The sequence below is a fragment of the Pseudolactococcus plantarum genome, assembly GCF_002441715.1.
GTDB classification, from domain to species: Bacteria; Bacillota; Bacilli; order Lactobacillales; family Streptococcaceae; genus Pseudolactococcus; species Pseudolactococcus plantarum.
The window spans coordinates 81,096-103,178 of the sequence record NZ_JXJX01000010.1 but is presented as its reverse complement, the minus strand read 5'-3'; the positions used below and the strand labels follow the sequence as shown (position 1 = coordinate 103,178).

Annotated in this window: 22 protein-coding genes; 20 read left to right on the top strand and 2 right to left on the bottom strand. The window is 38.0% G+C overall.

Going from position 1 to position 22,083, the window contains the following annotated elements; translation table 11 throughout:
* The first annotated feature begins 86 nt into the window (after nt 1-86).
* From RU87_RS07670 to RU87_RS07655, 5 genes are all read left to right on the top strand, one after another.
* Nucleotides 87-1,007 (top strand): AvrD family protein, encoded by a 921-nt coding sequence (locus RU87_RS07670; protein WP_068163514.1) that lies wholly within the window; start codon nt 87-89, stop codon nt 1,005-1,007.
* Entirely contained in the window at nt 1,007-1,369 is a 363-nt protein-coding gene (locus RU87_RS09905; RefSeq protein WP_269447765.1) for an AAA family ATPase, read from the top strand. The genes RU87_RS07670 and RU87_RS09905 overlap by 1 nt, the downstream gene beginning before the upstream one ends.
* 95 nt (nt 1,370-1,464) lie before the next feature.
* Nucleotides 1,465-1,782 (top strand): hypothetical protein, encoded by a 318-nt coding sequence (locus RU87_RS09900; protein WP_269447766.1) that lies wholly within the window; start codon nt 1,465-1,467, stop codon nt 1,780-1,782.
* Between the two features lie 9 nt (nt 1,783-1,791).
* Complete coding sequence (locus RU87_RS07660; protein WP_068163517.1) at nt 1,792-2,487, top strand: ABC transporter ATP-binding protein; 696 nt, start codon at nt 1,792-1,794, stop codon at nt 2,485-2,487.
* Nucleotides 2,487-4,760: an ABC transporter permease gene (locus tag RU87_RS07655; RefSeq protein ID WP_068163520.1), complete on the top strand. Its 2,274-nt coding sequence runs from the start codon at nt 2,487-2,489 to the stop codon at nt 4,758-4,760. Before RU87_RS07660 ends, RU87_RS07655 begins: the two co-directional genes overlap by 1 nt.
* A 137-nt stretch (nt 4,761-4,897) precedes the next feature.
* Here the strand turns inward: RU87_RS07655 and RU87_RS07650 are convergent, their stop codons facing one another.
* Nucleotides 4,898-5,719, bottom strand: coding sequence for a MurR/RpiR family transcriptional regulator (locus tag RU87_RS07650; RefSeq protein WP_068163523.1), 822 nt, complete (start codon nt 5,717-5,719; stop codon nt 4,898-4,900).
* A 195-nt stretch (nt 5,720-5,914) separates the two neighbouring features.
* Here RU87_RS07650 and rpiA point away from each other — a divergent pair, with 195 nt between their 5' ends.
* The 15 genes from rpiA (at nt 5,915) to RU87_RS07580 (ending at nt 21,033) form a co-directional block, all read left to right on the top strand.
* Nucleotides 5,915-6,583: a ribose 5-phosphate isomerase A gene (gene rpiA, locus RU87_RS07645; protein WP_082782184.1), complete on the top strand. Its 669-nt coding sequence runs from the start codon at nt 5,915-5,917 to the stop codon at nt 6,581-6,583.
* A 13-nt stretch (nt 6,584-6,596) separates the two neighbouring features.
* Nucleotides 6,597-7,574 (top strand): Gfo/Idh/MocA family protein, encoded by a 978-nt coding sequence (locus RU87_RS07640; RefSeq protein ID WP_068163529.1) that lies wholly within the window; start codon nt 6,597-6,599, stop codon nt 7,572-7,574.
* Nucleotides 7,575-7,729: 155 nt separating this feature from the next.
* Complete coding sequence (locus RU87_RS07635; protein WP_068163532.1) at nt 7,730-8,218, top strand: NAD(+) diphosphatase; 489 nt, start codon at nt 7,730-7,732, stop codon at nt 8,216-8,218.
* A 249-nt stretch (nt 8,219-8,467) separates the two neighbouring features.
* A complete protein-coding gene (locus RU87_RS07630; RefSeq protein ID WP_197456626.1) occupies nt 8,468-10,591 on the top strand; it encodes a peptidase domain-containing ABC transporter in 2,124 nt (707 codons plus the stop codon).
* Nucleotides 10,588-12,156, top strand: a complete 1,569-nt coding sequence (locus RU87_RS07625; RefSeq protein WP_068163534.1) for a beta-barrel domain-containing protein — start codon at nt 10,588-10,590, stop codon at nt 12,154-12,156. Before RU87_RS07630 ends, RU87_RS07625 begins: the two co-directional genes overlap by 4 nt.
* A 120-nt stretch (nt 12,157-12,276) precedes the next feature.
* Nucleotides 12,277-12,744, top strand: a complete 468-nt coding sequence (locus RU87_RS07620) for a hypothetical protein (RefSeq protein WP_068163536.1) — start codon at nt 12,277-12,279, stop codon at nt 12,742-12,744.
* Nucleotides 12,745-12,746: 2 nt separating this feature from the next.
* A complete protein-coding gene (locus tag RU87_RS07615) occupies nt 12,747-13,031 on the top strand; it encodes a hypothetical protein (protein ID WP_068163539.1) in 285 nt (94 codons plus the stop codon).
* A gap of 95 nt (nt 13,032-13,126) precedes the next feature.
* Nucleotides 13,127-13,609 (top strand): hypothetical protein, encoded by a 483-nt coding sequence (locus RU87_RS07610; RefSeq protein ID WP_068163542.1) that lies wholly within the window; start codon nt 13,127-13,129, stop codon nt 13,607-13,609.
* A gap of 140 nt (nt 13,610-13,749) precedes the next feature.
* On the top strand, nt 13,750-14,262 hold the full coding sequence (locus tag RU87_RS07605; RefSeq protein WP_143471398.1) for a hypothetical protein: 513 nt from the start codon (nt 13,750-13,752) through the stop codon (nt 14,260-14,262).
* Entirely contained in the window at nt 14,262-14,741 is a 480-nt protein-coding gene (locus tag RU87_RS07600) for a hypothetical protein (protein WP_068163548.1), read from the top strand. Before RU87_RS07605 ends, RU87_RS07600 begins: the two co-directional genes overlap by 1 nt.
* Before the next feature lie 137 nt (nt 14,742-14,878).
* Entirely contained in the window at nt 14,879-15,361 is a 483-nt protein-coding gene (locus tag RU87_RS07595; protein WP_068163552.1) for a hypothetical protein, read from the top strand.
* Entirely contained in the window at nt 15,358-18,909 is a 3,552-nt protein-coding gene (locus tag RU87_RS09895; RefSeq protein WP_068163555.1) for a calcium-binding protein, read from the top strand. Before RU87_RS07595 ends, RU87_RS09895 begins: the two co-directional genes overlap by 4 nt.
* A 192-nt stretch (nt 18,910-19,101) precedes the next feature.
* On the top strand, nt 19,102-19,236 hold the full coding sequence (locus tag RU87_RS09890; protein WP_269447767.1) for a hypothetical protein: 135 nt from the start codon (nt 19,102-19,104) through the stop codon (nt 19,234-19,236).
* Between the two features lie 36 nt (nt 19,237-19,272).
* The gene (locus RU87_RS07585) at nt 19,273-20,139 is read left to right on the top strand and encodes a glutathione S-transferase C-terminal domain-containing protein (protein ID WP_068163558.1); all 867 of its coding nucleotides are present in this window, start codon (nt 19,273-19,275) and stop codon (nt 20,137-20,139) included.
* A 132-nt stretch (nt 20,140-20,271) separates the two neighbouring features.
* A complete protein-coding gene (locus tag RU87_RS07580) occupies nt 20,272-21,033 on the top strand; it encodes a carbonic anhydrase (protein WP_068163561.1) in 762 nt (253 codons plus the stop codon).
* A gap of 41 nt (nt 21,034-21,074) precedes the next feature.
* Here the strand turns inward: RU87_RS07580 and nrdF are convergent, their stop codons facing one another.
* The gene (gene nrdF / locus RU87_RS07575) at nt 21,075-22,037 is read right to left on the bottom strand and encodes a class 1b ribonucleoside-diphosphate reductase subunit beta (RefSeq protein ID WP_068163565.1); all 963 of its coding nucleotides are present in this window, start codon (nt 22,035-22,037) and stop codon (nt 21,075-21,077) included.
* Nucleotides 22,038-22,083 lie beyond the last annotated feature (46 nt).

Genomic DNA, 22,083 nt, shown 5'->3' with positions numbered 1-22,083 from the left:
GGATGTTTTTTTTTATATCACAAGTTATGATTGAGTAGTGAGTCTATTTAAGATAGGCTAAGCAATTTAAGAAGGAAAAGGGAAATATGTTAGTTGATAAAATACTAGGTCGGTATGATGAACGTTATTTTGGTAATGGACATAAACAAACAACTTATTCAGATATTTTTGACTTTAAGGAAGATGAGGCTGGCTATTTAGGGTATATTGCCTTAACTCAGAAGTTGGGTTGGTCAAAAAAGAAAAATATTGCGTTAACACCTCATCTGAGTAGTCTGGATGGGATTATCCTTGCAATAGGTATCGTTGAAAAATATCTAGAGATAGTGAATTCACCACATCCTATTGCATCACTGTTCAATGATAGTTTTGAAATCAAAGCAGGTGCAACACCAATAGAGGATTTAACACATATCCCGATTAGGTTAAAGACAATAAGCGAAGATCAAAATCGTTATCTGGCAAAAGTAACTATATTAGGTATGAAGATAAGTTTATCTTTAACAGCGTATGATACGACTCCATCTAGTTTAAATTCAGTTGGATCAATCAATTACACAGCTAACCATTTAAAGAATTCGACGCATGATTTAGTCAATATCGATCTATTGTCTGAAAAATATGCCATCTGTGATGTTGTTAGAGAAGTTATTCATGATGCCTCATATCAGGGCCTTGCAAGTGATCATAGTCACACGATTTCTATTTTAGAATGGTTAATTATCGTTTCACAGTTCGCCCAAGTGATGGCTTATAATTTTGATGACATCGATCGATGTGATAGTGACACACTTTGGATGAGAACAATAAAAGCTAAAATTAAGAAGCCTTTTCAGGATGTGACGCCCATAATGCTAATGGGTGAAATTGTCAAAAGTACAAGTTTAAAAAGAGGTGCAGATGAATGGCGTATATTAGAGTTGCAGGGTGGGACGATAGATGAAGATGTGATGTTTAGCGGAAATATTGCACATAAGATACCAAAAGAGAGAGGAGACAATAGATAATGTCTAAAAAGGAAATTCGCTTAGTCATCTCAGGTACCTATTCGACAGGTAAAACGACAACGACGACTGCACTATCTATCGCCACAGGGATTCCTTTGATCAATGCCCAATCAGCTAGGGAAATATTGACAGAGTTATACCCTGGTCGACGTTTTGAGGATATGAATGCAACTGAGCTGATGGCATTGGGTTTGAAAAGGTTTGAAGAGCGTGTGCGAGAAGAGACAGTGCTATACAAGGATTATAGTAGTTTTATATCAGATGGCTCAGTACTTAATGAATGGGTTTATGGTACGGTACGAATGAAAGTAGGGATAAATCCAGGATCAAAATTTTTCCATAGAGTAGCAAGGCTATTTTAGGCATACCGGCTAAGTCATTTTTTAAAAGTTATCTGAATGCTTATGGTCAAGTCGCCAATTTACATGCAAAACAGTGGTATACAGATGCTGTTCATTTGCCGATTGAATTTGAGATGTCACCTGATGGCCATCGACCAGTTTCTGAAAAATATAGAACCCTTTCAGATCTTGCGCTACAAGATGCCTTTTCAGAGATTGGGTTGCGACCAACAATTGTAAAGGGAACACAATTAGAGCGTTTAAAATTAATTATTGATACGTATGATTTACCAGTTGTAATGCCAATTGAGGAGGCACTAGAACTGGCAGAACTTAAGATTAATAAAAGTCGGGAAGCTGTTGCTAAAAAAATAATTGAACAATATACGGAACCGACACTAAAAGAAAAAATAAAAATTATATCAACATATTAGGAGGCTGTTATGATTAGGTTTAAAAATATAAATAAAACATATAAGGTCGGTGACCAAGAAGTTAAAGCACTAGAAAATGTAAGTTTTGATATTGAACAGGGAGAATTTACAGTTATTTTAGGGCCATCTGGTTCAGGAAAGAGTACTGCATTAAATATACTTGGTGGGATAGATAAACCAACAAGTGGTCAATTCTTATTTGATGATTTGGCAATTGATACATTTACAGAAGCTAAGTTATCTGATTATAGACGTGATATTGTTGGCTTTGTTTTCCAATTTTATAATCTAATTCCTAGTTTGACAGCACTTGAAAATGTTGGGATTGCAGCACAGCTCACGAACCATCAAGACCTAGCAGAAACCTTTATAGAAAGTGTCGGACTTGCACACAGAAAAAATAACTTTCCAGCACAGTTATCTGGTGGTGAGATGCAACGTGTATCAATTGCGAGAGCATTAGCTAAAAAACCAAAGTTGCTTTTATGTGATGAACCAACAGGTGCATTAGATTCTGTCACTGGATTGAAAATTATAGATATTCTACGTAAAGCTTCTGAAAATAGTCAAACAGCAGTTGTCATGGTGACGCATAATGCAGAATTTGCAAAATTAGCGCATAAAGTGATCCGCCTTCATGATGGTGAAGTAGCAGCAATAGAGATGAATCCAAAACCAGCGAGTTTATCGGAGGTGAACATCTAGTGAAATTCTTAAATTTAAAATTAAGAAGAGACTTTCGGAGGAATTGGACACAGTTTTTCTCAGTCTTTCTAATGGCCTTTCTCAGTATTTTGATTTTTGTCGGCTTACAAGGTGCTTGGCACGGGCTAGAAGTCAGTTTGAATCGCTATATAAATGATTCAGACCTAGCAGATTCATGGGTGATGAGTACCGGATTTAACAAGCAAGACATAGAACAAATTAATGCAATAAAAGGCATTAAACAGACAGGTAAATCAACTAGAGTACAGTTACAAGCTGCGCGTGGAACTAAAAAAGAAAAACAGTTATATCTAGATACATTTGATGCTAAATTAACTAAGCCTCACATCGTAAAAGGTGAGCAGTTACAAGAGAATAAGCACGGTATCTGGTTAAATATCGAATATGCTAAAGCAAATAAGATTAAAGTTGGTGATAGTAGGCGTTTTAGCTTTCAAGGCAAGGATGTTTTTCTAACAGTGCTTGGGCTCGTTCAGTCTGCGGATCGTATTTATTTTACAGGAACAGAAGAGTTCATCTCTCCAAACCATTCAGACTATGGTTATGGATATCTCTCACAGCCGACACTAATAGAAGATCTTGGCTATCAAGGCAAAGCAAATATGTTAGAACTCAAAGGACAACCTAAACAAATACGTGAAAAGTTAAGCACAATACTAGGCAGTCGATTACTAGCCTATAACGATCGCCATACTTTGGTAGATGTGTCTGATGCCCTTGATCGTGTCGGTCAGATTCGAAATCTATCTTATCTTTTTTCTTTCATTTTTATCTTACTAGCGATTTTAGCCATGTATACAACCATTCGTAGGATGATTGAAACGCAGGAAAAAGAAATCGCGATTTTGAAGGCGCTAGGCTTTTCAAACTGGAAAATAGGCTGGCATTACACCAGTTTTGGTTTACTAGTTGGCGGAACAGGTGCAGTCTTAGGTGCTATGATATCCCCTGTTATGTCTTGGTTTGTACTGGGCACACAACAAGAAATGTTCTCACTTCCCTCTTGGACAATCGCTTATTCACTAAGTTCTGCCTGTGTCATCATTCTGGTCTTATCAGTTTGTATTTTAGCCTCTTATCTCGCTAGCCGTGGTGCTATCAAAGGCCTGCCGGCAGAATTCTTAAGAGGAAACAAGCAAAAAGCTGGTAGAAAGGTCCTCTTAGAACGTGTGACATCCTTATGGCAAGTATTACGTTTTGAACAGCGTTGGGCAATTCGAGATGCGTTATCCAATAAAGTTAGACTGTTAATGGGGATCATTGGGGTTGCATTTGGTATGATGCTACTCATAGCTGGTATTGGTATGCCACAATCTATCAATCATTTGGTGGATAAGGCCTATCATAAGGATTTTAACTATGATATTCGCCTACATATGCCAAATTATGATACTGTAAAAAATAACTATCCCAAAGGGCAGTGGGTTGATATCAAACAAGCACAGTTTACACCAGATGATGGCTATAATCGTTTGTTAATCGTGATGAGTGATGGAGATTATGTAAACATCAAAACTGAATCAGGAAAGTCGGTTAAGTCAGATGGCATCTATGTCACTAAAGATTTTGCAAAGCGTGCTAACTTAACTGTTGGACAAACGCTTAAGGTTACACCTTACCTAGATGGTAAACAGTATCAGTTTGATATAAAAGGGATCATTACAAGTGAGACAAACCAAGGCGCATATTTGACGCAAAAAGCATTTGAAAAAGCTAACGGTCGTTTTTCTCCTAGTACATTATTGGTTAGAAAAGGTGACTACGATCATGATATTGAAAGTGATCAAGCTGTCGTTTCATCTATAAAAATGCAGGATCAAGAAAAAAACGCTAATGATTTTGTAGCCAGTTTGATGAGTATCTTTTTAATGATTGTGGGATTTGCAATTCTTTTAGTTGTCGTTGTGTTATATAATTTAGGGTCGTTAAACTTTGTTGAGCGAAGTAGAGATTATGCTACACTCAGTGTTCTTGGCTTTAAAAAACAGGAACTAAGACAAATTACGATGCTTGAAAATATTGGTACGACAGCTATCGGTTGGTGTTTAGGTCTGCCTCTTGGGTTTTGGTTTTTAGATACTTATGTACAAACATTTAGTACGATAAAATTAGCTTATACACCATATGTCACTTGGCACAACATTTTGTTGTCTACTATCATTGTCGTTGTATGTGCGATGAGCACCACATTATTTATTAGCAGAAGAATCAAACATCTTGATATGGTTCAAGCACTTAAAGGAAATGAATAAAAAACACATTATAAATGCATCTAAAAAAAAGAGGGTTCCTGTCCTCTTTTTTTGATAGTTAGTTCATTATCTATCTTAAAGTCATTTAAGATAGATAAAAGATGATAGGCGTACTAGTCTGCTGTTAGCTTGCTTTTTCAAATTTTGTCACTAGAAATAACATCTTCATGTGCTTTGATATGTGACAGACGTGCGGGATCTTGGGAAAGAATTAAGAATAACAATTCCATGAGATACATGGCTGATAGTCTAGAAAAATAATAATCTTTATGGAAGAAGGCATCCCGACTAAAACTTGTTAGATGGAAATCAGCAACTAAAGAGATAGGAGATTCTGGGTGATTGGTAACCGCAATCACTTTGATACCCTTTGCTTTGACTTCGTCAATTAATTTTAAAAGCGATGTTGATTCACCAGAATTTGAGATGACGACGAAAAGATCGTCGGCAGTCATATTTAGCGTAAAAGCTGCTTGCACTTGCCAGTCATCAAAGGCAACTGACGTGATGCCTAGTTGGTTAAACCGATAAGCAGCATCTTTGGCAACGGGTGTGGTGTTACCAATAGCGACAAACTGCACGAGTCGGCAGTCAGTTAGGGCTTTCAATACCTGAACTAATTGGGCTTCATCCAAATTTTCAGTAGAGATGTTGAGCTCATCAGCTTTTGTTTGTGCGATGGTGCGTAGTTGATCACTAAGCGTACTGTGTTCACTCAGTTGGGCAGGACGATCTTCTTGAATTTTTGCCAGCTCTATTTTTAATTGGTGGAAACCAGTTAAGTTTATTTTTTTGCAAAATCTAGAGATACTTGCTTCACTGACTTTTGCGTGTTTAGCTAAGACTGCGATCGGCATATTAATGACCTGAGCAGCATTGGCTAAAATATAGTCAGCAATTTTCTTTTCACTCTCAAATAAAGTAGGATAATTTTGTTGTATATGATCTAATATATTCATCAGGTTTACTCCGTATTATGATAAGAAACATAAGATATAATCGTCATTGTATCTTGCGATTTTTGATTGTCTTATCTCTATAGGTCATTATAACATATGCAAATGAAAAACTATTTCTTGAGTGTCATCTATTGTAAAAATAAATTTCTTGTGCTATACTTTTTGTGAAAGCGAATTTGTTGAAAGGCAAGTATTATGAAACAAACGATAGCGAACTATGTTCTGAATTTAATTGATGAGCATCAAGTCATCGGCTTAGGTGGGGGCTCAACAGTGGCACAGATTGCGACTGCCTTGTCAAAAAGTCAAACCAAACATCTTAAAGTGGTCGCTCTGTCTGACGCGACACGTCAAGTCTGTCAGGAAGTTGGCCTAGCTTTAACTGATTTTTCAGAGGTTGACGTCATTGATTGGACATTTGATGGGTGTGATTTAGTGGATGAACAGTTTCACGCGCTCAAGACCAAAGGGGGTATCCAAACACAGGAAAAACTCTTAGCACAGATATCCCACCACTATGTGTTACTCGCAACAGAAGAAAAGTATCAAGCAAACTTATCCTTTAGCCTACCAATTTGTTGCGAGCTACTACCAGATGCGCTACCCGTCTTACGACAGCTTGAGCGCACGCATCAGGTAAAAGGGGTATTAAGACAGCAGGACCAGGCATTTGAGAAAACACCACATGGCAATTATTTAGTTGACATTAGCTGGCATCAAACTGATAGCGTTGAGATGATTGCACAGATTTTAGATCAAACAATCGGTATCGTCTCTCATAGTTTATTTATGCGTGAGGTGACTGACATCTTATTAGGTGACAGTAGACAAGGGACGGTTTCAAGATTAACAAGAAACAAATAAAGGAGTGGATATTATGACAACATATAATTGGGGCATTATCGGAACAGGTTGGATTGCTGGAGAAATGGCACAAACACTGACTGATGAAAAAGGCGAGATCTATGGTGTGACAACAAGAAGAACGGAGGAACTTGAGCAGTTTGCTAAGCAGTATCCTGTTAAGCACCAGTTTGCATCAGTAGCCGATTTATTAGCAGATGAAGCAGTTGACATCGTCTATGTCGCAACTCCTCATCATCTGCATGCCAAGCTCATCCGTCAAGCACTAGAAGCAGGTAAGCATGTGGTTTCTGAAAAAGCCATTACCATCAATAGTGATGAATTAACGTCACTTGCTGCGTTAGCTAGACAAAAAAACTTAATATTGATGGAAGCGATGACCGTGTTACATATGCCGATATGGCAATACTTGAAAAAATCCGTTGATGATGGACTTGTTGGTAATGTCAAAATGATCCAAATTAATTTTGGAAGCCATAAAGCATACGATGTGACCAATAGATTCTTTAATCCTGAGTTAGCAGGCGGTGCGTTACTAGATATTGGTGGGTATGCGTTGAGCGTTGCACGTTTATTTATGAAAAGCCAGCCTAATCAATTGTTGACTACAGTCAATTACTTCGAAACAGGTGTGGATGAGGAATCGGTTATTGTGTTGAAAAACAAAGAAGGCGAGATGGCCTCTATCACCTTAACCATGCAGGCTAAACAACCAAAACGTGCACTCATCTCTGGCGATAAAGGCTATATCGAAGTATATGATTATCCAAGAGGCGATAAGGCGGTATTTGTCGAGACAGCTACAGGACAGAAAACAGAAATCGCTAAAGGGTCCTCAGCTAAAGCACTTGCCTATGAAGTGGCTGATGTCAAACGGTTTATAGACAATCAAGATTTGGATGGTGCCTTAGCCTATACGATAGATGTCATGAACTTGATGACTGCAGTGCGAAAAGAATGGGGATTTTATTATCCGTCTGAAAAAGAGTGAAGCTCGTCAGGTAGCTAGCTGAGCAATGACTGCTAACACAACTATAGCTTGATGGTCATCATTGGCACATCATCATGATAAGGTGTATACTTAAGGATATAACTAAGTGATAGTAATGTTAAAAAAATGAGTAGATAGTGTGATGAGGTAGTCAAATGAATTATTGTTCAGTATGTGGGTGTAAACTAGAAAAACGTTTTTTAAAAAATGAGGGTGATATCCCGTTTTGTAGCAACTGTGATACATTTCGGTTTCCAGTGTTTAATGCTGCAGTCAGTATGCTCATCTTAAATCAACCTTTAGATAAAGTGCTGTTGATCCAGCAATATCAGAAAAAAGACAATATTTTGGTTGCAGGTTATATTAATCAAGGAGAACGCGCTGAGGATGCTGTCGCTAGAGAAGTGTCAGAAGAAGTTGGCTTAGAGATTTCACATATAAGTCCGAATCAATCTCAGTTTTATGCGCCTTCGAACACGTTGATTTTAAACTATTCTTGTATCGCCCAACAAGAGGATATTGCTTTAACAGATGAAGTAGATAAAGCCCAATGGTTTGGGTTAGATGAAGCCAGACAAGCTATCAAACCAAATAGCTTAGCCCAGTATTTTTTAGAATCTTTCTTGACTAAACAGGGTAAATAAACCAGTTTAAACTTGAGCGAATGATAACGTTAATCGTATGAAAACACATAGAGAGAATAGGATCTCTATGTGTTTTTTTGTATATAAAAATATGTTTTAAAATAAAAAAGACGGGAATTGTTATAAAGTTAAAAAGATAGTATAATTAAAAATAATCAAATTACTTAAATTTTTAGATAAGTAAGAAAAAGAGATATAAAACTAAAAGATGCTGGCCAGCTTATAAAGGCTAAAAAGAAGGAGTAGTGTGTGAAGAAAGATTGGTTATTGAGTTTATTAGTGGTAAGTGAATTACATGGCGTCCCGATGGATCCATTACAACTATTTCACAAATTAAATATGACAGAAACAGATGATGTAAGCCCAGATCAGATGCTTAAGATAGCAAAATTTATTGGGTACCGTGCTAAGGCAAGACAGTTTAAAATAACCTTGTCAAATCGTTACCCTATACCTTGTTTACTAGTAGATGTCAAAGGAAGCTATTATGTATTGCTTCAGGCTAGTGAAACGCAAGTATTGGTCTATTTTCCTAAAGAAGAAAGGCCTAAAGCGTTATCTTTTGCAGAACTGGATGCCTTATCAGTAGAAACGGTCATATTATTAAAGCATCAAGTTATCAAACGAAACCATCAGAAGTTTGGTCTCAAATGGTTTTTACCAGTCCTGAGTAAATTTAAGTATTTGCTAATAGAAGTTATGCTTGCTTCTTTTTTCATCCAATTATTTGGTATCTCTGTACCGATTTTTATTCAAGTCGTCATCGATAAAGTCCTTTCCCATAATAGTCTAGCTACGTTAACAGTACTAGGGACAGGATTATTGATTTCATTTATTTTAGAGATGATTTTAAGTGTTGCCAAAAATCATGTCTTTGCAAATACGACAAATAAAATCGATATGCTGTTGAGTGTTAAGCTCTATGAACACCTCTTAAGGTTACCCTTACGCTATTTTGAAAATCGACGAGTTGGAGATACAGTTGCACGAATCCGAGAACTTGAAACAATCCGTAATTTTTTGACGGGTACCCCACTTAATGCCATATTAGACTGTTTCTTTCTAGTACTGTATATTATCATCTTATGTTTTTATTCTTTATCCTTAACTTGGATTGTTTTATTAACCATTCCCTTATTTATCGGTCTATCTATTTTGACCACACCGCTATTTAAACAAAGATTAGAAGAGCGGTTTGCTACAGGCGCAAGAGCCCAATCGTTTTTAGTTGAGAGTGTGTCAGGTGTCCATACGATAAAGTCATTAGCCTTAGAACCTAAGATGAGAGAACAATGGGGTGAACTCGAAGCAGGTTATACAAAGGCAAGTTTTAAAGGTGCCATTTTGTCTGGCGATATTAGTGCAATCGGGCAGTTCATTCAGAAAGTTTCTGATTTGCTGATTTTATGGTTGGGTGCAAAAGCGGTATTGGACGGTAAATTAACAGTTGGTCAGTTAATTGCCTTTCGTATGTTAGCCAGTAAAGTGAGTGGCCCTATTTTACGGATTGTTCAAATTTGGCAAGATGTCCAACAAACGAGTGTCTCGATTGATCGGATAGGGGATATTTTTAATAGCAAGATAGAATCATCGAGTGAGAATAAGACTAGAATGCAAGCATTAAAGGGAGATATCAAGTTTCAACAGGTTAGCTTTCGTTATGATAGTCATCGTTCGCCTGCTATTAAGGAGATGTCATTTGAGATACCAGCAGGCAAAACGGTAGGGATTGTTGGCCGCAGTGGATCAGGAAAAAGTACGTTAACCAAATTAATTCAAAGGCTTTATGTGCCAGAATCAGGGGATATTTATATAGATGGGGTCAATATCTCTGTCACTGATACCGTGTGGTTGCGCAGTCAGATTGGTGTCGTTTTACAGGAAAATTTTCTATTTAATCGGACTATAAGAGAAAATATTGCTATTAATTATCCAAGTGCTTCGATTGAGGCGGTGATTGATGCAGCAAAAGCAGCTGGTGCGCATGAGTTTATCGCCTCATTTCCAAATGGTTATGATACTGAAGTAGGCGAGCAGGGTGTTGGGCTCTCAGGTGGTCAAAAACAGCGTGTTGCGATTGCGCGTGCCTTGATGACGAACCCCAAAATTTTGATTTTTGATGAGGCGACCTCTGCTTTAGATGTTGAGTCAGAACAAGTGATTCAAAAAAACCTGAAGAAAATAGCTGAAAATCGGACAGTGCTCATCATTGCACATAGATTGACAACAATTAAAGATGCAGATATGATTTTTGCCTTAGAAGATGGTGAATTAAAAGAAGTTGGGAGTATCGACGAGCTTCTCGCTCAGCCAACTGGCATTTTTAAAAGTTTGTATGACCAGCAAGAAAATATGTTGAAAGGAACATCATGAAAATAGATAAAAACAAGCCAGATAGTCAACTGAAACATCAAAAAAAGATAGACAGGCAAAACAGAAAAGAATTACGCATATTAAATGAGTTTAGACCTGATGTCGTTGCATTACTAGAACAACCAGTATCGCCAGCAGCTCGATTGATCCTGAAAACGATTTGTTTGGTCATTTGTTTACTTTTTGTTTTCGCTTATGTCGGAGAGTTAGCTGTTGTCTCAACTGGTACAGGAGTCGCTAAAACTATCGGAGATGTCGTTCATGTCCAAATGCCAAAAACAAGTACCATAACTGCTATGAAAGTAACGGAAGGCAAACAAGTCAAAAGGGGAAGTGTTTTGTTTTTATTTGATGATGATCAGCAGATTCAAGTGGATAATCAATCAACTGAAAAAATATTAACGCAACTTAAGTTGGAAAAACAAGTCTTATGCGCTGTATCTGAAGGTCGTGCCTTAACTGATGTACTCAAACCATCAGAAATCGACCGGTATCCAGAGATCAAAGCATACTACACTAGCTTAATCGCAACGAATCAGTCAACGATCAACTTACTAGAAAATGAGCGGTCGCAACAAGCGCATTACGTCACCATGTATGAAAAGCAAAAAACAGGTATCAACTCAGAAATTAAAGCAACTCAAAGTAAAATAGCTTATCTAACACAAAAGAAAACACAGTCTGTTGCCAAGCAAGAATTAGCAAAACTTGAACAACAAGTTGCTGATAAAAAAGCTAGTGAAGACAAATATTATCAAGAGATGCAAAAGAATGCTAGCTATAAAAGTTACTGGGAGAATGCTAAAAAAGATCGCGAGAGTGATGAACGACAAGTTGCTATCAAAAAAGCAGAGATGCTTGATGCCTCAAAAGAGATAGAGAGTCAGGTTGAGACTTATGAGGCAACTGTTGAACAACTCATGAGTAATCTAGCTAGCCAAGAAGAAACGATTCAGATTTACCAAGCAAAAGTGTCGGCGCTTACTTTACAGATTGACCAAGCACAGGCAACTGAAAAAGCAAAATTGTCAAACATGGTCTTAGACAAAACTAAAGAAATTACGCAATATCAGTCTGCTGTTGATAAAGGCGAGAAGATAGCAGCTAATCAAACTGTTTTGGCACCTATTTCAGGGACAGTAGGTGAGATTAAAACTGTTGAACTAGGTAAAACCTTAGGTCAGGCTCAAGAAGTCTTAACGATCGTGCCTAAGGATGCGTCCCTATACTTTGATATCTTAATCAAAAATCAAGATATCAGCTATATTCATATCGGACAAAACGTGTCGATAAAAGTAGCTGCTTTCCCCTTTCAAAAGAAAGGTGTCTTAACAGGAAAAGTGACTTATATTAGTCCAGAGTCTGAAAGACAAAAAGATGGGCAGATGATGTATAAAGCCAAAGTCAGTTTAGCTAAAAAACAGACTAAGTTTAAATCAGATCCTAAGCAAGTAGGTGTTGGCATGACCGTCACTGCAGATATCGAAATCGGTAAACGACGTATCATCGATTTCTTTTTCGAACCAGTCACAAAATATTTAGATGAAACGTTCAAATCACGTTAGAGATAAGGAGAGATGTATGCAACGTAAACCTTAGCGTAACGAGTCGCAAAACGTGATGTCAACAGAAAAAGTGAGTGTTCACCTAAAAATTAGTAGAGAAAAAATAGAAAGAAGTAAAATATGATAGTTAATTTTATCGGAGAAAATATTCCAGAAGGTGCGGATCGTGCTTGGTTTGATCGCTTTAATTTTGAGGATCCCTACTCAGGCGCTAGTAAGTTTACACAAAGCAAATGGGCTATCGATCGGGAACACGGTATATTTCTGACTTACCTTAATGGTCCAGGCCGTAAAATTCCAGAAGAACGCCCGGCCTTTTATGTCCTAGGATTTAAAGATGGCACGGTCATCAGGTTGGAGTTATTTAGTTACTATCAAATGTTCCGTAAATCATCTGAATTAGGGATGTTCACCTACTATGTGGAGCATGCCTATATACCTGCTGGGGTGTCCTATAGTGATGAAGAGTTACGCGAGATGATCGAAAAGGGCTGGACGACATTTGTTGAGTATGAAGCAAGAGGGACACTTGGAGATGATCAGCATCTTGTCTTTGCAGATGATTGTATCCAGAGAAGGCAGGATTAGCCATGACGGATATCAAATTAAATATAAAGAGTATAGCAGGAGAGCTGACTAACTGGAGAAACAATATCGGTATTCCGGAAGGGCAAGCCCTAACATCTGCTCAGCGTAGCCAGTTAATTAACTTTACCTATGACTGTATCGATCGCATGGGCTATGAATTACCAGCGAGTCGTAGTAATGCCACTGTCATCCCTTATACAGGTGCGATGACAGTGAATGGTGTTACGAAAAATGTTTGGGAGATAGTTATGATTACTTTACTAGCTAAAGTAGTTATAAGTGTTTAGATACTAAACACGAGAAAGGAGAAACTGTCGACTGAGTTGGAAACTTAAAGTCATCGTGATGATACGATGTAGCAAAAAACAGAAAGAAGAAAGTAATGAAATTCAAAAATGTATTTTTAGAAGAAGAAGAAGCGAGCAAGTGGGGAACTTACTTCGTTAAAAAATATCCAGACCATAAAATAAGATTGGGTCAAATGGTCAGATGGACTGGTATGACTATTAATACTGAACAAACAATATTTGTTAAAGTAGCGCATGTAAATCGTGAAGATCCACATGATATAGATCTATTTTATTTTTGGCATGGTTATCTATTTTCTGTCAAGGCGAGACAAATTTGGGGGGAAAATGGTCTAGAAGCTTGGGATTTAAAATATTTAATAGCTTATCCTACTTTAGATTATGTTAATATTCTTAATTTATCTGAAGAACTAACGCAATTTCAAGAACAGATTTTACAAGATTTTAAAGCTGCCATGATTGTATACGGTCGTAAAGGTATTGGAGTAGCAGGGTATGAAAAATTAGATCCACCACTTCCGCATATTCAAATCAGGGTGGAGGGCAAAGTCTATTGATGTTGATAGATGAAGTTAATCATTTTTAAATAGTTATGATTACTTTAATACTCAATGTAGTCATAAGTGTTTAGATACTAAGCACGAGAAAGGAGAGATGATCGGCTGAGTTGGACACTCTAAGTAATCGTGATGATACGATGGAGCAAAAAACAGAAAGAAGGAAACAGATGGTGTTTAAGAATGTAATTTTAGAAAAAGAAGAGGCAGTTAAGTGGGCTGAGTATTTTGATGAAAAATATGGAGATCATGGAGGAGCTACAGGAGACTATCGAACATGGGGAGGCATGACAGTAAATAAAGATAAATCAATGTTTATTAGAAAAAAATGGGTAAATCATGAAGACCCAAATGAGATAGAATTATACTATTTTTGGCATGGTTATCTATTTTCTGTGGATGTCAGGCAAGTATGGGGGGATGATGATTTAGAAGCTTGGGAGTTTTCTAGGTTAATGTCATATCCAAGATTCAACTATTCGTCTGGTATTCATCTACCTGAGGAGTTGATAAAAGATAAGGAACAGATTTTACAAGACTTTAAAACTGCTATGGTAACTTATGGACGTAAGGGAATTGGGATATCAGGATATGAAAAATTAGATCCTCCACTTCCTCATATTCAAATCAGAGTGGGGGATAAAGTCTATTGATGTTAACCTATGATGAAGCCTTACAAAAATTAAAACTTATTGTCAAAAATAGTAACTCCTATACTTTAACTGATTTGGAACAATTAATCAGACAAATTTCTATTGATGATCCTATCGCTAATGGAAATGCGACAACGGTTCTTTATAGTGGGATGGTTAAGCCAGGTGTACATAGTAATAAAATTATTCAGGAAATCTATAATAGATCAGATGTAAGAGTTATTGATCGAACCCATATCGGACAATTTCTTTTAAGTCCAGAGTATGAAATAGCACTTGAGGCTGCTTATATAAATACCTATCTAGATGTTTCCCCAAGTAAACTAGAATCAGCCATAGGCGCCTACCTCTATGGTGGTGAGAGTAGGGGGACGACAGGACCATGGGCTGAGGCTTCTAAGCGCTTTGCCCAAAATACAGAAGGCAGTGAAAATCCGCTTGTTACATCTTCTGAGATGAAGTTACTCATTTTTAAATAGTTATGATTACTTTAATTCTCAAAGTAGTCATAAGTGTTTAGATACTAAACACGAGAAAGGAGAGAGAGTCGACTGAGTTGGACACTCAAAGTAATCGTGATGATACGATGTAGCAGAATGAAGAAAGAAGGAAGCAAATGGCATTTAAAAATGTAATTTTAGAAAAAGAAGAGGCAGTTAAGTGGGCTGAGTATTTTGATGACAAATATGGAACAGAAGGTGGATTTACAGGAGACTATCGAACATGGAATGGCTTAACAGTCAATGAAGATCAATCAATCTTTGTTGCTACAAAACGTGTAAATCATGATGACCCACAGGAGATAGAATTTTATTATTTTTGGCATGGTCATCTATTCTCTGTAAACACGAGGCAGATTTGGGTAGGAGGTTATCTAAAAGCGTGGGAATTTAACCGATTAATGACTTATCCAGGATTAATATATGCATACGGTATCCATCTTCCAGAAGAACTAGAAACAAATCAAGAACAAATTTTACAAGATTTCAAATCAGCTATGGTCGTTCACGGTCGTAAGGGGATTGGAACAAAGGGGTATGAAAAATTAGACCCCCCTCTCCCTCATATCCAAATTAGGGCGGAGGGTAAAGTCTATTGATTTTAACTTATGATGAAGCCTTAGTAAACTTAAAAAAGGTTGTTGAATATAGTAGTTCTTACACTTTAACTGATTTGGAGCAGTTAGTTAGTCAGATATCGATAGTAGATCCATCGGCTAATTCTGATGCGACGACTGTCCTATATAGTGGGATGGTTAAGCCAGATGTTCATAGTAATGACATCATTCAAAAAATGGGCCAGAGAGCTGATGTCAGAGTCATGGATCGAACTCATGTTGGGCAATTTCTTTTAAGTACTGAATATAAAAGAGCACTTGAAGTTGCCTATATGAACACCTATCCAGATATTACACTAGATAGACTAGAAGGTGCGATAGGCGCCTACCTCTACGGTGGTGAGAGTAGGGGCACGACAGGACCATGGGCTGAGGCTTCTAAGCACTTTGCCCAAAATACAAAAGGCAGTGTCTATAACATCGTGCCTAATGCGGGATTAGATCGGACATGGGCCATGGTTGAGATGCCAAAGATCTTAGAAAATCCGCTTGTTACATCGATAAACGGTAAACCCAAAATATGGTTTGAAAGAGAGTGGCAAAAAGGGATGGCTAACCTACCTGCCAACAAGTCATATTTTGAGATGAAGTGGTTTGATACTTTACTTGAATCGATCAGAGGTCATAGTAAGGATATCTTTGAAACAGGTCAGCGAGCAGAAGATCTGGCACAGGCATTTTCTCATGAATTAGCGTCCGTCACGACACATACCAGTGCTTGGGCGCTAGATCTTGAAACGACGGTAGGTAAAAAGATAGAGTTGATTGAGTACACTAACTATCAAAAAAACTATCAAAAAACATTGACTAAAAATGGCTGGACCAAGGCTGATATGAGTTTTGAAAAACTTTATATCTCAGATCATACCTTAAATAAAGTTAAGAATATCGTTAACAATGAATCGGGCTCTATCAGTATCGCTTGGCTAGATAGGCCTGTTGGTACAGGATCAAACAAGATAGCAGGCACTGATTTTGCTAGAGCATATGATCAAGTATCTGATGCCTTAGAGAAAACAGGATACTGGAAGAAGTTTGGTAATCTCTCGACGTCCGCTAAGATTTTAACGGTTGCTGGGGCACTTGCGGATATTATAGAGCTTGGATTTGTTGCAAAAGATGCCCTAAATGCTAGTTTAGATGGGGATAATGCCCAAGCTTTAGAATATCTTAAAGATTGGGGCGCGAGTTCGGCGGGTGCCTGGTTATTAGGCAGTGCAGCAAGCAGTGTGACAACAGCACTATTGGCTGGTATCTGTACGGGACCAGTCGGCATCGCGATTGGCTTAACAGTTGGGATAGGTGCTGCGGTAATTGGAAGTTCGTGGGGGAAAAACCTAGCTGATGCACTTGGTGAGGTTTATAATAATAAGGTATATATAGAAACACATGGCACATCAAACGGTGGCTATGGAGATGATGTCATGTACGGAGATGACAGATCAAATATCCTAAACGGCGGTTCCGGTAATGATAGTCTCTATGGTAAAGGTGACAATGATATCTTAAACGGCGGTACTGGTAATGATAGACTATATGGTGGTGAAGGAGATGATATCTATATCTTTGGCCGAGGGTATGGGATAGATCGCATCATCGATGACCAAGGGAGTAACATGATCCGATTTATTGGTCAACTGCGACTACCTGATTTATCCGTTGTTTATACTGCTACAGGAGATTTGGTCTTTAAAGTCCGAGGTACCAAAGATATGTTGGTTGTCGATTCATTTTGTGGCTATGCTGGTAATCGAAATCTGAGACTCTCCTTTAGAGATGGTACACTGATTCATGTCAAGGATGCGACTAGCCCACTTAGAAACATGATCGGTGATAGCGAAGATAATGTTTTGAAAGCGTTTTATGACATGGATACACGTATGATCGCTCATGGTGGTAATGATCAGCTCTATGGAGCTGGAGGCAATGATACACTGGATGGTGGCGCTGGGAATGATTATCTTAGCGGAGGAGATGGTAATGACTTTCTAGACGGCGGTATTGGTAATGATAGATTAGAGGGTGGCGCTGGCGATGATACTTATATCTTTGCTCGTGGATACGGTCACGACACTATCTTTGATTATCAAGGGTTAAACACCATTCGGTTTCAAGGAAATATCAAACCTAGTGATCTTGCTGTAGTGCTGGTTACTGGTGGAAACATGACGATAGGAATCAAAGGTACCACAGACTTTCTAACGATCGTCTCACATCATAGTAGTCCGAATTATCGTAACTTCAATCTAGCATTTTCGGATGGCACAGTCATGCATATGAGTGATCCAAGAAGCCCTTTTAATCAGTATGAGGGAACAAATGGTAATGATAGCCTCACTGCTTTCTACCCCAATAATGCTGAACTCAGAGGCTATGATGGTAATGACTATCTTTATGGAAATGCTGGAAACGATATCTTAGATGGTGGATCAGGTACTGACTATCTAGAAGGGGGTGCTGGCAATGATACCTATATCTTTGGTCGTGGTTATGGCTATGACACTATCAAAGATAGCCAAGGGATTAATCGAATTCAGTTTGGTGCAGGTATCTCACAATCAGATCTCGCTTTTTCAGATGGTGGCTATGATGGATTAAAAATCACGATTCGTGGTACAAATGATACGCTGATACTTGACTGGTTCCGTTATGATGACGCTTACCGAAATTTTGAACTTGCCTTTTCGGATGGTACTTTTTTTGCGGTAGGTGCTAAAAATAGTCCATTTAGACATATGTTTGGATCAGATAGTGGTGATTACTTGACCGCAGTTTTAGATCAGACGACAATCCATGGTTTAGGTGGTAATGATACACTCAAAGGTTCTATTCATGATGACCAGCTATACGGGGATGCTGGTAATGACTGTCTTTACGGTAATGCTGGTAATGACAGACTTTACGGTGGTGAAGGTAACGACCAACTCTTCGGCGAAGCTGGGGATGATATCTTAGATGGTGGTACGGGTAATGACTATCTCGATGGCGGTGCAGGCGATGATACTTACATCTTTGGTCGTGGATACGGCATAGATACTATCCAAGATACACAAGGTGTGAATACCATCCGATTTACAGGAGACTTGCGCCTATCTGATTTAGAAGCGACGACTGGTGCTAATTATGATATCATCCTACGAATCAAAGTGACACAAGATCAACTTATCTTATCTGATTACCGATATAGTAGTGCTTATCAGAACTATGTCTTATCCTTCTCCGATGGTAGCCAACAAAAAATGACTTATCAGAATAATCAGATTGGTTTCGCACCGGTTGTATCAGTAACTAAAAAGCAAAAGAGTAGTCGGTCGTTACAACAAGATATTCTTGCTTTTAGCGAAGCAAACGCAGTATCTGATACGGGACAGATGAATGCGGTATTGCTGTCACAAACTGATCAAATTATTCAGGCAATGGCAAGCTTTGATACTAGAGCTTCGGTAACAAGGCTAGACTCATCTATACTTGCTGATGATTTATTTAGTCAAACTAGTAGTATCATGCCTAGTTGGGAAAATACTGTTTAACACTAAAGCATTGGCTGATACTAATATAAGCTAGCTATCTTTAGTTACCAAATGCTGTATAACTTGCTTACTATTTCTGTTATAATAAGAAGTGTATGATGTTTAAAGTGTTGAAGCGTAGGGTTTATTTTAGGAACTTATACCTCAAATTAAGAACTTTAGCATCATAAATCAAGAAAAGAGGCAGTATAAGTGGATCAATCAACTAAAGACAAGATGTTAGAAATCATAAAAGCAAAACAAGGTGGTGGGCGTTCAGCACAACAAACACCAACTAAAAATGACCGTAAACATATGAGAAAAGGACCAAAGATTTTTAATAAATAGTGACTATCAAACTATTAGACTAATATTGGAGGAAAGATGACAAAAGCAGAGCTATTTAAAGGTGTGTTAGGTAGTGAAGAATTTCCCGTAGAGGCTGGTCGTTATCGCTTTATCTGGACTGAGGTATGCCCTTGGAGTCACCGTTTTGCGATTGTTCGCCACCTGATGGGTTTGACTGAGGTGATCAGTGAAGGCAAATTGAACCCGGTTATCACTGAAAAAGGCTGGGAGTTTTCACTAGATGAGGGTAACCATGATCCTATACTTGGGACGAGATATATGATGGAGAGTTATCTCAAGACTGATCCAAATTATCCAGGTCGTGCCACGGTACCGGTCATCATCGATTTGACAACGCAAAAAATTGTCAATAACGAATCACATGACCTCATGAGACAGTTAGCCTTGAATTTTAAAGAGGTAGCTAAGGCAGACGCGCCGGAGCTGTATCCTGAACATCTTCGTCAAGACATCGATGCACTAAATGCAGTTGTGTTAGATGAAGTGATCGGTGCCATCAATCGTATGGGTGCTGCTGACACACAAGAAGTATATGAAACAAACTACCACACACTCTTTAATCGCTTAGACGAGTTGGATGCGAGAGTAGCTGATCAAGATTATCTATTCGGTGATCAGTTAACTGAAGCAGATATTAGATTATTTGTTTGCTTAGTCAGATTTGACATCGCGTATTATAGTCTCAATCTCGCTAATCGCAATCGCCTGATCGATTTTAAAAATCTTTGGCCATATGCTAAAAGACTATATCAGATACCGGCTTTTCGTGAGACAACGAATTTTGAAGCGATTAGAAAAGGATTTTGGCTTAATCATCGCAAAGATAATGCCAAACCCATTATCCCGTTAGGACCTGATACTAGTATCTGGCTAGCTGATTAATCATTAATGTGTATCAGCTTTATTATAAGTTAAGCTAAATAGTGAATTGTTAGTATCCAGTATACTAGCAATTTTTATTTAAATAAATCGCATAGCCTTAATTGGCTAATCATTAAAAGAAGGAAGTAAAACATGAAAAAAATGTTAACATTAGGCCTTGTCGTCATCACCATGGGGTGTTTGGCTGGTTGTCAAACCAAACAAACAGGACACAAAAATGCTGATCAAAAAACAAGTGTGACAAGTAAACCGGCACATGAGAAGATTGACTATGAAGATCAGAAAAAATGGGACTTTGTCTCTGGTAAGATGCAGTCTCCTATCGATATTAAGACAAGTCAAGTTGCTGCTATGACGCCAGATGATGGGAAGCTCACCTTAACATATGATCAAACTATCAAAAAGGTAGAAAATAATGGCCATAGTATACAAGTAACAGATGGTGGACAATCCATGATTAATGGCCGACATTTTAAATTGACACAGTTTCATTTTCATGCGGCAAGTGAACACACGATAGATGGTAAACACTACCCAATGGAAGCACATTTCGTTAATACCTCACAAGATGGTAGACTTGCTGTTATTGCAGTGTTCTTTGTCGAAGGAGCTGAAAATAATGGCTTTAAAGAAGTCTTAGCTGATGTTGCTTCTCATCAAAATCAACCGATCCAAGATATCGATCAAATGTTGCCTGAAAACAAGGGGTATTATCATTACTTAGGGTCATTAACAACACCACCTTTAACTGAGAATGTTGAGTGGTATGTCATGAAAACGCCAGTTGAAATTTCTAAATCACAACTGACATCATTTAAAAAACTTTATGACCATAACAATCGTGAAGTACAACCACTGAATGACAGAAAAATTTTTGCACACGATGCCTCATAAGACAAAAAAACTTCACACATCATGTATGAAGTTTTTTTATATTAATCAAAGATATAGTCATCATCACTCATCGCTTCGACCTGACCAAGTAGGTAGCCATTACCTACTTGGGAGAAGAAGTCGTGGTTGGTTGTCCCTGTAGACAAACCATTCATCACGATCGGATTAACGTCTGCTGCAGTATCAGGAAAGAGTGGATCAAACCCTAAGTTCATCAAGGCTTTATTTGCGTTATAGCGTAAGAATGTTTTCACATCCTCAGCCCAACCAAGTGTACCATAGAGATCATCTGTGTAGATTTCTTCATTGGCATACAAATCATATAAGAGTTCATAAGCCCAAGACTTAAGTTTTTCTTGTTCTTCACTTGGTAGCTCGTCAAAGCCGATTTGGAATTTATAGCCGATATAAGTACCATGCACAGACTCATCACGAATGATGAGTTTAATGATTTCAGCAACGTTAGCTAGTTTATTATTACCTAGGTAGTAGAGTGGTGTGAAGAAACCGCTATAGAAAAGAAATGTTTCTAAAAATACAGAAGCGATTTTTTTCTCAAGTGGGCTACCATTTTGATAGATATTGTTAACGGTTTGTGCTTTATATTGCAGATTTTCATTGGCATCGATCCAAGCAAAAATTTCATCTATCTCTGTCTTTGTATTAAGTGTAGAGAAAATAGAAGAATATGATTTAGCATGGACAGATTCCATAAATTGAATGTTGTTTAAAACAGCCTCTTCATGTTGTGTTCTAGCATCAGCACGAAGTGAGTCCATACCTGTATCAGATTGAACGGTATCAAGTAGTGTGAGGCCACCAAAAACATGACTGACTAAGTCACGCTCGACATCTGAGAGGCTACGCCAGTCATCTAAATCATTTGATAGTGGGATCCGAGTATCCAACCAGAACTGTTCTGTCAACTTTTCCCAAGTTGATTTATCGATTACATCTTCGATATTATTCCAGTTAATGGCTTTGGTATAATTTGGATTTGTCATAGTTTAAACTTTCTAAGAGTTTGACGATACCGTCAATTATTTTAGC